The following is a 15,033-nucleotide window of genomic DNA, read 5'->3' as shown; positions in this document are numbered from 1 at the left end:
CGGAGGGCAACTGGCGTTGCCATCACAAGGGGCTTAAGCCCCTTGCTGCCTAGTGATCGGGTAACGGCAACAGCCATTGGACTAGACCGATCGACATCAGGTTGTCGCGCTGCTACAGCAGTTTTTCGAGACCATAAACCAAGCACTTCAGGTCAATCAACTTCCGAATCGTCAGCAACACACCGGGCATATAACAAGCCCGATCGCTCGTGTCGTGGCGCAGCGTGTAGATTTGGCCCGGCGCACCAAAGATCACCTCCTGGTGGGCAATGAGACCCGGCAAGCGAATGCTGTGAACATTGATATTGTCGCCGGCCAAGCTGCCCCGCGCACCGGGAATCAACTCCTTTTCTTCCACCTGTGCCGGATTGAAGGTTTTGCCCAATCCAGACATCAGTTGCACCGTTTGCAGGGCCGTGCCGCTGGGTGCGTCGGCCTTTTGGTTGTGGTGCAGCTCAATAATTTCCACATGATCGAAATATTGGGAGGCTTGAACCGCAGCCTGCTGAAGCAACACCATCCCGATCGAGAAGTTGGGAATGATGGCGCAACCGGTGCTGGCCTTGTCGGCAAATTCCGCCAACTCGCGCACCTGCTCCTCGCTCAGCCCCGTTGTGCCGATCGCGGGCCGAATGCCATAGGCGATCGCCGATCGCGCATTTTCGTAGACCGAACTGGGGTGCGTGAAATCCACCATCACGCCCAACTGTCGCTCTTGGGCCGCCATGGCCAAAGTCGCCTCTAGCTGATCCAAAATCGGCACTTCCAAGGGGCCACAACCGACCACCTCGCCCACATCCTGGCCCACTAGCTCCGGTGCGCGATCGACCGCCCCAATGAGGGTCATATCGGGCGCAGCCGCCACCGCCTTCACCACCTCACGGCCCATCTTGCCAGCCGCACCAACCACCACTACCGGAATTGGGGAATTTTGAGTCATGCCCATTCACCGCCGCGTTAAAGACAAGCTAAATCAGTCAACCAAATCAAACCAACCAAATCAAACCAACCAAATCAAACCGGCTAGGGCCTGTCGTCATTTCCATCGCCGTAGGTTGGGTCTCCCAACCCTAACCCGGGCGATCGCTACAACCCTGTCCACCCCTGGGAACATTCAAGGATCACGGGAATGGGCGAGGAGACCTCGCCCCTACGGCTGATTGGTTTGAAGAACGAGGTCATCAGGGTTGCAGGCCATTTGACGACAAGCCCTCAATCAAGCCAACCAAGACCAACAACCTAAAACAAATGGGCAACCTAAAACAAACCCCTGCCATAAACAAACCCCTGAAATTCGTCAGCCCCTGAAAATCAGCTGAGAATCAGCCAGCGAAGACCGGCCAGCCACCCCGAACCCACCCAAAACTGCCGCACAGGCCCGGGCCAATATTCACGCTTCGCTCACAGTCGATCGAGTATTTTCACAGCAGCGTATTAATTGCTACCTGGCTGATTTTGGGGTCTCAAGATGCGAATGGGGCGCTCTTTGCGTTGTAATTTGGTCATATTAGACCCGAAAATATCCATTCTTTGCAAGAATAGCAACTAGGAGCAAGCATAATCAGCCAAAACGCAACCGTGATTATGCGGAAAATGATCTAAGAATACTTCCTCACCAGAAGCTGGGTCAGCGATAAGATATTGGTAGTTTGCCGTGATGCGGCTTCGTTTGCGCCTCAGCTTTTGAGGAGAGCCTTGTGACTTTCTCGATCGACCCGTCTGCCGAGAGTTTGACCGACGGTGCAGAGAGACCCATTCTGCGTCCTGATTGGTCGGTAGCCCGCTCCAGTCTGTTGATCGTGGCCGATCGAACGGACGATCGAACTCTTTTGCATCAACTTCTAACGCGTGAGGGCTATCACATCCTGCTCGCGGATAATGCTCATCAGGCCTGGCAGCAACTGAAGCACCATCCCTTTGACCTCATCCTATTGGATGTGTATTTGCCCGATCGCAGTGGCTTTGCCCTTTGCGAGGAACTGAAAACCAACCCAGAAACTGCCGATATTCCAATTATTTTTACTGGCAGCTCTGATAGTAGTTTTGATGGCAGCTTAGATAAAATTCAAGCCTTCAAAGTGGGTGGTGTTGATTATTTAATTAAGCCCTTTGCCCTTGAAGAAGTTTTAGTTCGAGTCAATACACACCTGAAAATTCAGCGAGCTGCCAAGCTAGTTGCCGAACAAAACCAGCGTCTAATGGCGGAAGTTGCGGAACATGAAAAAACTGCTGCTATTCTGCGAGAACAAAAACAATATCTGCGCATTATTTTAGACAATATTCCTCAGCAAATTTTTTGGAAGAATGCTGACTTGGTTTTCTTGGGCTGCAACCGGAGTTGGGCAGAAGCATCCGGTTTAGGAGATCCCGAAAGCGTGATTGGCAAAACCGATCAAGATTTAATTGAAGATCCAGCCATTGCTGAGCAATTTCGAGTCCAAGATCGCCGAGTGATTGAAACCAATCAACCCATTTCCCACCAACTGTTGCGCAAATATCGTCACGCTGAAGGGGGCCAGCCCATCTGGCTAGATTGCTACCGCGTACCCATTCGCGACGAAGCGGGGCAAGTGATTGGGGTTTTAGGGGTTTTGGATGATATTACCGATCGCAAGTTGGCGGCCGATGCTCTGCAACAGGCGGAAGAAAACTATCGCAGTATTTTTGAAAATGCCCTAGAAGGGATCTTTCAAGCCACTTGGGAAGGGCGATTTATTAGTGTGAATCCGACCTTAGCCCGCATTTGTGGCTATGGATCTCCTCAAGAAATGATGGAATTAATCACCAATGTGGGCCAACAACTTTACGTGCGATCGCACCGACGCGAGGAGTTTTTGGCCTACATGGCTCAATACGGAGAAGTATCCAATTTTGAATCGGAAGTTTATCGGAAGGATGGCCGACGAATTTGGATTTCTGAAACCGTTCGCAGTGTCTATGACGCTGGGGGCAAGTTTCTTTACTTTGAAGGCATGGTGCAAGAGATTACCGAGCGCCGCAAAACAGAGCTGGAATTGCGACAACAACGGCAACAGTCGGAGCAATTGTTGTTGAATATTTTGCCCCAAAAAATTGCCCAGCGCCTGAAAATGCAACAGACGGCTATGGCCGATCGCTTCGAGTCGGCAACGGTGCTATTTGCGGACATTGTGGGGTTTACAGAGTGGGCTTCCCAAATTCAAGCGGCGGAGTTGGTGTCCTGTTTGAATGATATTTTTTCAGAGTTCGATCGCATTGCTGAACGCTATGGGGTTGAAAAAATCAAGACGATCGGGGATGCCTATATGGCCGTGGGGGGCGTACCTTCGGCGCATCCTAACCATGCCATCAACACGGCGCGGATGGCTTTGGAAATGCAGCAGGCGATCGGACAGTTCCAACGCGAAAATGGGCAAACTTTTCAGTTGCGAATTGGGCTGAATACTGGCCCCTTGGTGGCGGGGGTCATTGGCATTCGCAAGTTTATTTATGATCTCTGGGGCGATACGGTGAATATTGCCAGCCGGATGGAGTCCCAAGGGGAAGCGGGCAAAATTCAAGTGACGGCTTCCACGGCGGCCCTGTTGGGCGATCAGTTTGTTTTGGAGCCACGCGGGCCTTGGCAAGTGCGAGGACGCGGGGAAATGCTCACCTACTGGCTGGTGAGCGAACGGCCGCCAGCACCGGATCCCGATCTTTTCAAAGGAACTGGTGAACTAGCTGGTGACCCCAGGATCAGTAATTTTGATAATGTTCGTGATTCCAATCCGGGTGATTTTGACCCCGATCGCTCGGATGGGGATGATGGCCAAACCGGTGATCGACAAGCTGAGGACGGCCAGCGCGGGGATTTTGCCCCGGAGGATGATCCCAAGGGTTTGAATTCGATCAATCATAATGGGCAGGGATCTGCCACTCCGTCCCACGCCGGGGCTGGCCATACCGTCGATCGCGCCACCGATGCCCATTCCTAAGACCGCTCCCAGTCCTGCCTCAACCGAGTCCCCCTACGATTGGATGGCCAAGGCCCTCCAGACGATTCACCGGGCCCATTGGCATCGATCGCCCCAGATCCTGAGCGGCCGGCCGGGAGCCGTGGTGGAGCGCGACGGCCGCACCCTGATTAACTTCGCCAGCAATGACTATTTGGGGTTGGCGGGCGATGACCGGTTAATGGCCGCCGCGATCGAGGCGATTCAAACCGATGGAACCGGCAGCACTGGCTCACGGCTGATTACCGGCCAGCGAGCATTGCACCGAGAGTTAGAGCAGGCGATCGCCCAACTGAAACAGACCGAAGACGCGATCGTCTTCAGTTCCGGGTATTTAGCCAATTTGGGCACGATCGCCGCCTTGGTGGGCCCGCGAGATTTGATTTTGAACGATGCCTATAACCATTCCAGCCTGCTAGCCGGAGCCAAACTCAGTGGAGCCACGGTGGTGGACTATCGGCATGGCGACTTGCAGGATTTGGGCGATCGGCTCCAAAGCCACCGTTCCCACTATCGCCGCTGCCTGATCCTCACGGACACGGTGTTTAGTATGGATGGAGACTTGGCTCCCCTGCCGGAGATTCTGGACTTGGCGGAGGCCTTTTCCGCCATGGTGTTGGTGGATGAGGCCCACGGGACGGGGGTTTTCGGGGCCACGGGGGCCGGCTGCGTGGAGGCCCTGGGGTGTAGCGGGCGATCGCTGATTCAGATGGGAACCCTCAGCAAGGCCCTGGGCAGCTTGGGAGGCTATGTGGCCGGCTCGGCCACCCTCGTCGATTTTTTGCGCAACCGCGCCGCCAGTTGGATTTACACCACGGGCCTGTCACCCGCTGACACGGCCGCCGCCCTAGCTGCCATTCGGATTGTGAACCAAGAACCCGATCGACGGGCCGCCCTTTGGCACAATACCCGATCGCTCCGTCAAGCCCTTCAGGATTGGTTGGCCACCCAGCCCGCCGAACTCACCCAGGGCGATCATGCCTACCGCCTACTGCCCAGCGAATCGCCTATCCTCTGTTTGCAAGTGCCTAACCCAGCCACCGTCAGCCAGTTGGGGCGATCGCTCACGGAAGCCGGCCTGTGGGTCGGAGCCATTCGACCGCCCACCGTGCCCACCAGTCGTCTGCGCCTGACCCTGATGGCCACCCATCAGCCCGAACATTTAACCCAGCTCATGGCCGCCCTGCGATCGGCCATTCCCCCAGGAGCCTAAGGGGATGTTTGAAAAGTCTCTGGAAGCTCTGGTTAAGCCCCAATAGTCCTAGGGGCAAGGGGCTTAAGCCCCTTGTTTGCATTGATCGTTAGCTCCTCGCCTGCATTGATCGCTGGGGTAAGCGGTGTATCAATATTTGGCTGCTCAGACCGCCTCATCAGGGGGGAAATGGCTCCCCGCTGCAACCTTAGGAAGTCAAATTCCTAGGGCTGTTAGTGACCTTTCCAGGCATTTTTCAAGGTCAATCAATCCCAAGCCCAAATTCATAACAAGCGTACCCTGGCAACTCCTAGAACCCGTTTGTGCTAAAATCTTGGAATGTTTTGAAGTTATAGGGCTTTAGGCAAATTTAACCTGCCTAAGATGTCCAATCTGGAGCGGAGTGAGCATGACCAGCAACTATGGGGCAGATCAAATTCAGGTTCTTGAAGGGCTTGAACCTGTCCGCAAGCGACCGGGAATGTACATCGGCTCCACTGGGCCGCGCGGTCTCCATCATCTAGTTTACGAGGTGGTGGACAACTCGATCGATGAAGCCCTTGCTGGTTATTGCACCCACATTGAAGTGGATCTGAATGCCAACGGCTCCGTCACCGTCACCGACGACGGCCGCGGCATCCCCGTTGACATTCACCCCCAAACTGGCAAGTCCGCCCTCGAAACCGTAATGACCGTGCTGCACGCGGGCGGCAAATTCGGCGGCGGTGGCTACAAAGTATCCGGCGGTCTCCACGGCGTGGGCGTGTCCGTGGTGAATGCCCTCTCGGAAGAAGTGATTGTTGAAGTCAAGCGCCTGAGCCAACGGCACGTTCAACGCTACAGCCGAGGTATTCCCCAAGGGCCCCTGACCAACGAACCCAGCGACGATTCCCAAACGGGCACGCGGGTCACCTTTTTGCCCGATCGCGAAATTTTCATCACCGGCACAGAATTTGACTACGCCACCCTCGCCAGTCGGCTGCGGGAGCTGGCCTATCTGAATGCGGGCGTAAAAATCACCTTCAGCGATCACCGGCTGGAGTTGTTGCGCACCGAGCAACCCAAGGTTGAAACCTACTGCTACGAAGGCGGCATTCGGGAATATGTAGCCTACATTAACCGCGATCGCCTGCCCCTCCACGAGGAAATTCTCTACGTGCAAGGGGAGCGCGACGGGGTGCATGTGGAAGTGGCCATGCAATGGTCGATCGATGCCTACACAGACAACCTATTCGGGTTTGCCAACAACATCCGCACCGTGGATGGCGGAACCCACCTGGAAGGGTTGAAGGCCGTTTTGACCCGCACCATGAACGCGATCGCCCGCAAGCGTAACAAACTCAAAGATGGCGATGCCAACCTGGGCGGCGAACATATTCGGGAAGGCTTAACGGCGATTATTTCCGTCAAAGTACCCGATCCAGAATTTGAAGGACAAACCAAAACCAAACTCGGCAACCCCGAGGTACGCGGCATTGTGGATTCCCTGGTGGGGGAAGTCTTCACGGAATATTTGGAGTTTCGGCCCGGCGTGGCCGACTCCATCTTGGAGAAGGCAATTCAGGCCTTTAATGCAGCCGAAGCGGCTCGCCGGGCCCGAGAATTGGTGCGCCGCAAGTCGGTGTTGGAATCGTCGCCCTTGCCGGGTAAGTTAGCCGATTGCAGCTCGAAGGATCCGTCCGAATCAGAAATTTTTATTGTGGAAGGAGACTCGGCAGGCGGTTCCGCCAAGCAAGGGCGAAACCGTCGATTCCAAGCCATTTTGCCCCTACGCGGCAAGATCCTAAACATCGAGAAAACCGACGATGCCAAGATCTATAAAAACACCGAAATTCAGTCACTGATTTCTGCCCTGGGATTAGGCATCAAAGGCGAGGAATTTGATGTTTCTCAACTGCGTTATCACCGGGTGGTATTGATGACCGATGCGGACGTGGACGGGGCCCACATTCGCACCCTGCTGCTCACCTTTTTCTATCGCTATCAACGGGAATTGGTGGAGCAAGGTCACATCTATATTGCCTGCCCGCCCCTGTACAAAGTGGAGCGCGGCCGGAATCATCAATATTGCTACAGCGATCGGGAGTTGCAGCAGATTTTGGCGGGCTTCCCGGCCAATGCCAACTACAACATTCAACGGTTCAAAGGGTTGGGTGAAATGATGCCCGATCAGCTTTGGGACACCACCATGAACCCAGAAACCCGCACGATGAAACGGGTGGAAATCGATGATGCGGCCGAGGCCGATCGAATCTTCACAATCTTGATGGGCGATCGGGTGGCTCCCCGCCGGGAATTTATTGAAACCTACGGGGCCAAGCTGAACCTCACCGACCTGGATATTTAGCCTGGGTTTTCAGGATTCGTGAAGCAAGGGTAGTGCCTGTGCAGTGATGATTTTCAGTGAAAGGTTGCTTGCTCAAAGACGCTCTCACTTGTTCATCATAATTACGGCACTATCCAGTTTATAGCAGACATTCAGGTTGAAATCTTTTCACAAAATTTAGAGAAGGTGCTTGCGGTTTCGAGGGCGATCAAAGTTATTAGCGAAGTTGTGAAGTACATTCCAGATTCAGCAAGAAGCCACTATCCTGATGTTCCCTGGTGAGATATTGCCGAGATGCGAGATCAGTTGGTTCCTGATTATTGCAATACAGATATAGAAATCGCCTAGAAAGCGGCTTAAGAAGATGTTCCTCAGTTAGAAGTAATAACTTCTAGGGTGCTAGCTGATTCGGAAAGCCAGATTTAGTGAAAATGGACTAGGTAGTACTTGTAGATGACTGCCGTCCAATTAGTATCATTACTTCACAGGCACTACCCAGAAATTTCTATTTACAGTTCATTTGTTCAAGCTCAACCCTCGTTGCAAGTAAAACAGCAAATTCAAGTATGGTTTTTGCTTAAAGCTTTTATTCTAGACCTTGTAAGTACGTCATAAGTTATACGATGTCTAGAAAATCGATGGAGCCGGCCGCCAATAGGCTATTTGTTGGGAGTTCCAGATTCTCTGTGGCAGCTCATCTCAATCGTGATGTAGCTGAGTTATGAGGGGAGGCGATCGCGCCAATTCAAGGAGAATCTACAGCTTTTGCCTTGCCGAATTCAGTACAGTAGCAGCGCGTGATCAATTGGCTTTAGCCACCGCAGCATCTGTGATGTGACGTGCTAATTGTTTTTAGGTAAAAACTGTCAGTTAACTAGGCAGTTAACTGGAGGGACTGGCAAACATTGGCGCTAAATTAGCGGAATGCCCACCGTCGCCGCCGGACTGGTGGTGATTGTATTGCTATTGACCCGATTCGCAGAAGCTTGGGCAATTCCTTCCCTGGGATCAATGGCCAGATCATGATCAGCATCCGCATCATGGGGAACGGTGCGACGTGCCAACTGTGTCAGCCGATCGAGCGGTAACGTAATGGTAAATTCCGCCCCCCCTTGGTGATGGTTCTTGGCTTCCAAGGAACCGCCATGGGTTTCCACAACAATTTGATAGCTAATTGATAGGCCCAATCCTGTGCCTTGACCCACGGGCTTGGTGGTGAAAAAGGGATCAAAAATTTTGTTGGCAGCGGATTCATCCAAACCGGGGCCATTGTCTCGAATCGAAATCACAATCGCTTCATCGAGGCAACCGGTCGTGATCCACAATTGCGGCTGTTCATCATTGGGCAACAAATCCATTGCGTCGATCGCATTGCTCAAAATTTGCAAAAACACCTGATTGAGCTGGCCCGCATAGCAAGTGACGGTGGGCAATTCTCCCAGCGATCGATGCAAAGTAACACAAGAGCGAGTTGGCATAGGCCCCAGTCGATTTTGCAAAATTGTCAGGGTACTTTCAAGACTGGCATTGAGGTCAACAATTTTGACTTCTGCCTCATCCAAGCGGGCAAATTCCCGCAAGTTGCGAATCAGATCCCGAATGCGAACTGCTCCATATTCCATGGATTGCAGCAATTTTGGATAGTCTTGGAGAATAAAGTCATATTCAATTTCTTCCCATTTTGCGCGCACTTGCTCTGGCAACTTAGCCAGGGCCTGCTCCATGGGTTCATCAGGCTGATAGCCCAGTTCTTGAATACAAATTTGATGCAGTTCAACAATATCTTCAAAATAGGAACGAGCATGGGCAAGATTGCCAAAGATAAAGCTAACGGGATTATTAATCTCGTGGGCTAATCCGGCCACCAATTGACCAACGCTGGACATTTTTTCAGTTTTGATCAGTTGTAATTGGGTATGGCGCAGATCATCCAAGGCCCGTTGTAGTTCGATCGTCCGCTCCACAACTCGTTGTTCCAATTCTTCATTGGCCTTGCCCAAGGCCACAAAAGATTCCCCCAGTCGGTGGGCCATGTCCTTGAAAGCCCGTGCCAAAATACCCAGCTCATGGCGATCGTGGGTGGCTGCGAGCTGGTCAATGTGGCTGTGTTGATGGAGTTGCAGAAAGGAGGCCCGATCGAGCTTAATCACCTCATGGGTCAGCAATTGCAAGGGATAGATCGCCCGGTGGGCCAAGCGCCAACTGAGCCAGCCGGCCGCCGCTCCCGCCGCGATCGCCCCAAGGGTCATCTGTAAAATCAGGTCACGCAGCGGCGCATAGGCATCGGCCAAGGGCAACTCCGTCACCACCCGCCAGCCGCTGGAGTTGCTGGAGGGGATGGCCGCAACGGTTCCAATCACCTGCGCCTGTTTTAAGCCTTGATATTGGGTCACCTCCCCCGCGATCGCCTGATCCAAATGTTCAGCCAGGTGTTGGCCCTCCAAATTGATGGGGGCGAAGGTGGTGGGGTCAGCATCGCTCACCGTTAGCACCACATTGCGCCGATCGAGCAAATAGGTATAGCCCGCCTCATCGCTCCAGGCTTCACTGAGCACAGAATCCAGAAAATCTAAATTCACCCGGGCCAGCAGCACTCCCGCAATTTGCTCCGAGCGATCGCGAATGGGCACGCTCATCATGATCCAGCGCACCCGCCGATCGTGGAGCTGTTCTGATTCCACCCAACCCACATAGTCTTCGGCCCAGCGGTAGGCTCGCGAGAAGGCCACAGTGCGGTTCTGGTTTTGGGGGCGAAAGAGGGGATCTGTGACCACAAAGGTAATCGGCTGTCCCGATCGATCCAAAATTGCCACCATCTCATAGGCCGAATCGTGGCGAATCAGCGCCTCCAGAAGCGATCGCTGCACCGGCACGGGCAACTCCGACAACCCCGTCACCCGCGACAAATAGCCCAATTTGCGCTGAAAATCTTCGAGATAGGTACTAATGCGCTCAGCAACCGCCCGCGATTGGGCCGCTTGCAATTGATGCAGCGTTTTCAGTTGCACCTGAGTGCTGTTGTAGGCCAACAGGGCCCCAGTGGCCAGCGTGCCCAGGGAGACCATCAAAGTCAGCCCCAAACGGATTTGCAGCGCCAGGGACATGGGCCACCAGCGGCGATAGTTCACCAATTGCTGAAACCGTTGTTTGAGCCTCATTCGTGGCTAATCCATAACGCCCCGCTGGCAGCAGAGGGTTGACGATTGTTCAGCACTTTCCCCTGCACCTTAACCGTCGGCATCATTTGGCGAGCAACTGTTGCTGTTAACCCCATAGCCCAACCATACATCAGCCAGCACATCAGCCGGCACATGGATTAATCGGCCAATCGACCTATCAATCAACCGGCCAATTGACCCATAGACCGATCGATAAATTCACCCATTCATCAGCCGACTCATCAGCTTGCCCATTGACTGATCAGCTTGCACCTCAATCAAGGGATCACAAGTCAATCGATGAACCAGTCGATCGATGAACCCGCCTATTGGCCGGTTGATTCGGTCTATCAAGCTGTACATCTATTTTCCTATTGTTCAGCTTGTTTCTTGCGATACCTCAACTCCCTGGCCGCTCAGCCTGCAGTCTAGAAGAAATTTACCGAGAGGATTGATCCCCACTGAACTAAATTCAACCGAAACCCTCAATTCAACCAGAGCCGATACCTAGACAATGCCTAGATCAATACCTGTTTTAAGTGCGCTGGCAATTGCCACGAGAGATTGAAAGTACTTCATCCAACCCCAAAACTCTGATGTTTTAACGCTCCTCTAAAACCTCCAAGCGGCCGCTGCGAATTTGGTCATGGAGATCCAAAATTTCCTTTTGACTCTCAGGGTTCAGGCTACCAACGGTGGGAATAAATTCCAGCACCCGTTCTGATAGCCCAAAGAGGTACTGGCGACCTTCCCAACGTCCCCGCTGGGCCAGCCGGGCCCCATGCAAAATTAGCTCTGGCACATGGATGAGACCGCTGGCCAGAATTAAGGTGGGGGCCAATTGGCGAGAGTCGGGGCCCAACACCACCATGGGTAATTGGCGATCGACCGCTACGTTAACAATGGCGGGATTATTCGTCCAACAGTTCATGGCCAACCCATCAATTCCCGCGCCGATCAGCTTTTGGGTGAGGGCGATCGCCTTGGGTTCGTCATCAAAACTTCCCACCCATTCGATCGAAAGCTTGCGATCGGGGGCAAAGCGGCGCAAGGCATTTTGAAAGGCTAAGTTGAATTGCTTAATGGGCGGGGTGGGCAGACTGGTGACGAGGCCAATATGTTGCAATTTGGGCTGCAAGGCCAGGGTTGCCCCCAACAGGTAGCCTAACTCGGAGTTGCGATAGCCCAAGGCTCCGAAATTCCGGTTGTTGCCACTATCGCTAGCCACTATGGCAAAACGGGTGCGGGGGTAGCGCACCGCCGCCTTGACCATATCGTCGCGGAAGGTTCCGCTGTGGCCAATGATGAAGCCGAAACCTTCTTTGGCGTAGCGATCGAGCGCTTGCGGCAAGCTGGCGGGTAACCCCTTATTGATGTCATCGGTGTAGGCAATTTCTGCGTTTAGTTCCCGCTCAATGCGCCCGAGGCCGGTCATCCCTTCTCGGCACCAATCGTCACTGTCTGCGCCCCGAGGCAACAGCATCGCCACTTTGAACAACGCAGCTCGGCGGCTGCGCTGGGGCGTGCTGGGCGCGAAGGTGCAATTGTTGAGGACGATCGCGCTACCGGCAGCGCCTAGGCCATACAGCAAATCCCGTCGTTTCATAGCAGTCGTTCAGTGGAGAGGGAGGGAGATGGAAAAGTCAGAAGCGGTGTCTTGGGTGGGCAGGTGGCTGGGCCAACCAAACCAGGCGGCTTGCTTGGGGCCCGCCGTCTGCGATCGAGAAGCGGCCTAGCTCCAACGATGTAACCAGGCCAGTAACTGGCGGGTGCGATCAGACAGTTGGGTTTTACGATAGGCATCCGCCGCTTTTTTGATGCATTCAGCCTGGGTGGGGTAGGGATGCACCACTTTGGCGAGCCGGCCTAGCCCCCAACCGGCGGCCATGGCCAAGGCAATTTCGCCAATGGTTTCGCCCGCATGGGGGGCAATGAGCGTGGCCCCCAAAATTTGGTCTCGATCGGGTGCTAGCCACACTTGCAAGCACCCTTCGGCAACCCGATCGGTCTGGGCCCGATCGACTTGGCTTAAGGGTACTTCAATCAACCGAGGGGCCCGCCCCGGGATAATTGAGCTAATTCCCTCTCCGGGATCAATCCAGCCCACGCTGGCCACTTCCGGATCGGTGTAGGTGACCCGGGGAATGGTGACCTTGCTCCAGCGGCCCTTGCCCAGGCCAAAGGGCGTAAACAGCGCATTTTGCAAAACAAGACGGGCCGCCGCATCGGCCGCATGGGTGAATCGATCGCCCTGGCATACGTCGCCCGCCGCAAAGATGCGAGGATTGCTGGTTTGCAGAAAATCATTGACGGCGATGCCTTGGGGGCCAAGGGCCACTTGGGCCACTTCCAGGTTCAGGGTTTCAACATTGGGCGATCGGCCGGTGGCCACCAGAATTTCATCCACAACAATCGCAGGATGTTGGGCCATTTGAATTTCACAACCCAAGGGCGATCGATCCACTTGGGTCACCGTTTGCCCCGTCAACACCGTGATTCCCTCCCGTTCCAGGGCCCGTTGCACAATGGCAGCAGCAGCAGCACTTTCGCGCGGCAACAGGCGCGATCGCCGTTGAATGAGGGTCACGTGGGTTCCCAGTCGAGCAAAGGCCTGGGCCAATTCACAGCCGATCGGGCCGCCGCCCAAAATGGCCAGGCGATCGGGCCGCTGCACCCAGTTAAAAAGAGTCTCGTTGGTGACAAAGCCGGCCGCGGCCAAACCCGGAATTGGCGGCACGTGTGGGCGGGTTCCGGTGGCAATCACGGCTTTTTTGAACCGCAGCGTTTGGGAACCCACCGCGATCGCCCGAGGATCTTGAAAGCGCCCTTCGCCCAAAAACACATCGACCCCCAGCCCCTGAAACCGCTGGGCTGAGTCATGCACCGCCAAGCGCGATCGCACAGCCCGCAAGTGGGCCATGGCCGCCGCAAAGGTTTCCGGTTCCACGGGCGATCGGGCCGCTTTGGCAGCCGCAATCAAGCTCTTGGAAGGAACGCAGCCCACATTCAAGCAGTCCCCACCCAACCAACGGCGCTCAATGAGGGCCACCTTTAACCCCAAGCCCAAGCCCGCCGCGCCCGCCGCCGCCACCAAACCCGCCGGCCCGCCGCCCACCACCACCAAGTCATAGCAATCCGCCGGTTGTGGATTTACCCAATCTTCCGGAGCGATCGCCGCTAGCCACTGTTGATTGAACGAATCCTGAGGAAGGGCGATCGATTGCATAGGTCAGAGGTCGTGAAATGGGGGTGTGAAATGGGTCGAGATGGAAATCTTGGGCAGGAAAAAGCACCGGCTGTTGTTGGGACAAGTCGCTCAGGGTCTGTCGGCAAATCACCCGAAACCCTAGTGGTCTCGTTCTCCCAACCGATCAATCGTAGGGGTTGGGTCTCCCCGCCCAGTTCCCGCGATCCTTGGGTGTTCCCAGGGGTGGACAGGGTTGTAGCGATCGCCCGGGTTAGGGTTGGGAGACCCAACCCCTACGGCCATGGATCAGGACGACAGGCTCCCAGTCCCTTGTGACGACGATTGGGACATCGCAAATCAACCATTTCCGCAGGATTCCAGCCAATGACGACAGGCCCTAGCCCCGGATTGCTTCAGCTCATGTTTGATTCAGACCAGGTTTAGTCCATGCCAATCAGCCCATACTTAATTCAGCCCATACTTAATAATGACCAAAGAATAATGACCAAAGAACTGATTCACCAATTCATCAACTAACGGCAAACATCTCAACATGGTTCTGAGCGAGGAACAACCAACGATTGATTTTTGGGAAACGGCCTACCAAACAGGCAAGACTGGCTGGGACTTGGGACAGCCATCACCTGTTTTGGCAGCCTGGGCCGATCGCCCCGATGTGAAACCGGGGGGACGCATGGCCGTGGTGGGCTGCGGCCGGGGCCATGACGCGGTGTTTTTGGCCGATCGGGGCTTTCAGGTCGTGGGGTTTGATTTGGCTCCCTCTGCCATTGCCGAAGCTGACCAGGCTGCCCGCGATCGGGGTGTGGCGGCGGAATTTGTGCAGGCGGATATTTTCAACTTGGCGGCCAATTGGGTTGGGCAATTTGACTGGGTAATTGAGCACACCTGCTTTTGTGCGATCGATCCCAGTCTGCGGCCGGCCTATGTGCAGGCTGTGCGATCGCTCCTAAAGGATCAAGGCTCCTTGGTGGCGGTGTTTTTCGCCCACGATCGCCCCGGTGGCCCGCCCTTTGGCACTAGCATTGCCGAAATTCAGCAACTCTTTGAGCCACAGTTCGTGATCCAAGAACTTCAACGATCGGCTCACTCCATCAATCGACGACGCAATGAGGAATATTTGGGTTGGTTGCGGCCGCGGCTGTCCTCGTGATCCCCGGTCATGTCTGGGGAGAGTTGGC

At 54.6% G+C, this 15,033-nt stretch carries 8 protein-coding genes; 4 read left to right on the top strand and 4 right to left on the bottom strand.

The features are described from left to right. Positions 1 to 112: 112 nt before the first annotated feature. Complete coding sequence (gene dapB / locus VPK24_RS11930) at positions 113 to 940, bottom strand: 4-hydroxy-tetrahydrodipicolinate reductase (RefSeq protein ID WP_393013604.1); 828 nt, start codon at positions 938 to 940, stop codon at positions 113 to 115. 757 nt (positions 941 to 1,697) lie between these two features. Between dapB and VPK24_RS11925 the strand changes: the two genes are divergently transcribed. The 3 genes from VPK24_RS11925 (at position 1,698) to gyrB (ending at position 7,510) form a co-directional block, all read left to right on the top strand. Then, positions 1,698 to 3,953, top strand: coding sequence for an adenylate/guanylate cyclase domain-containing protein (locus tag VPK24_RS11925; protein ID WP_393013601.1), 2,256 nt, complete (start codon positions 1,698 to 1,700; stop codon positions 3,951 to 3,953). Next, on the top strand, positions 3,940 to 5,184 hold the full coding sequence (gene bioF / locus VPK24_RS11920) for an 8-amino-7-oxononanoate synthase (RefSeq protein ID WP_393013599.1): 1,245 nt from the start codon (positions 3,940 to 3,942) through the stop codon (positions 5,182 to 5,184). The genes VPK24_RS11925 and bioF overlap by 14 nt, the downstream gene beginning before the upstream one ends. A gap of 388 nt (positions 5,185 to 5,572) precedes the next feature. Then, positions 5,573 to 7,510: a DNA topoisomerase (ATP-hydrolyzing) subunit B gene (gyrB, locus tag VPK24_RS11915; protein ID WP_393013596.1), complete on the top strand. Its 1,938-nt coding sequence runs from the start codon at positions 5,573 to 5,575 to the stop codon at positions 7,508 to 7,510. Positions 7,511 to 8,400: 890 nt separating this feature from the next. Here the strand turns inward: gyrB and VPK24_RS11910 are convergent. From VPK24_RS11910 to VPK24_RS11900, 3 genes are all read right to left on the bottom strand, one after another. After that, the gene (locus VPK24_RS11910; RefSeq protein ID WP_393013593.1) at positions 8,401 to 10,647 is read right to left on the bottom strand and encodes a sensor histidine kinase; all 2,247 of its coding nucleotides are present in this window, start codon (positions 10,645 to 10,647) and stop codon (positions 8,401 to 8,403) included. Positions 10,648 to 11,248: 601 nt separating this feature from the next. Then, entirely contained in the window at positions 11,249 to 12,253 is a 1,005-nt protein-coding gene (locus VPK24_RS11905) for a BMP family ABC transporter substrate-binding protein (protein ID WP_393013590.1), read from the bottom strand. A gap of 126 nt (positions 12,254 to 12,379) precedes the next feature. Further along, a complete protein-coding gene (locus tag VPK24_RS11900; protein ID WP_393013587.1) occupies positions 12,380 to 13,873 on the bottom strand; it encodes an FAD-containing oxidoreductase in 1,494 nt (497 codons plus the stop codon). Between the two features lie 514 nt (positions 13,874 to 14,387). Between VPK24_RS11900 and VPK24_RS11895 the strand changes: the two genes are divergently transcribed. After that, entirely contained in the window at positions 14,388 to 15,005 is a 618-nt protein-coding gene (locus VPK24_RS11895) for a methyltransferase domain-containing protein (RefSeq protein WP_393013584.1), read from the top strand. The last annotated feature ends 28 nt before the right edge of the window (positions 15,006 to 15,033 follow it).

Source organism: Limnothrix redekei LRLZ20PSL1 (assembly GCF_043235035.1).
Classification (GTDB): domain Bacteria; phylum Cyanobacteriota; class Cyanobacteriia; order CACIAM-69d; family CACIAM-69d; genus CACIAM-69d.
The sequence above is the reverse complement of the archived record's forward strand: the minus strand, read 5'-3'. Positions and strand labels throughout refer to the sequence as shown.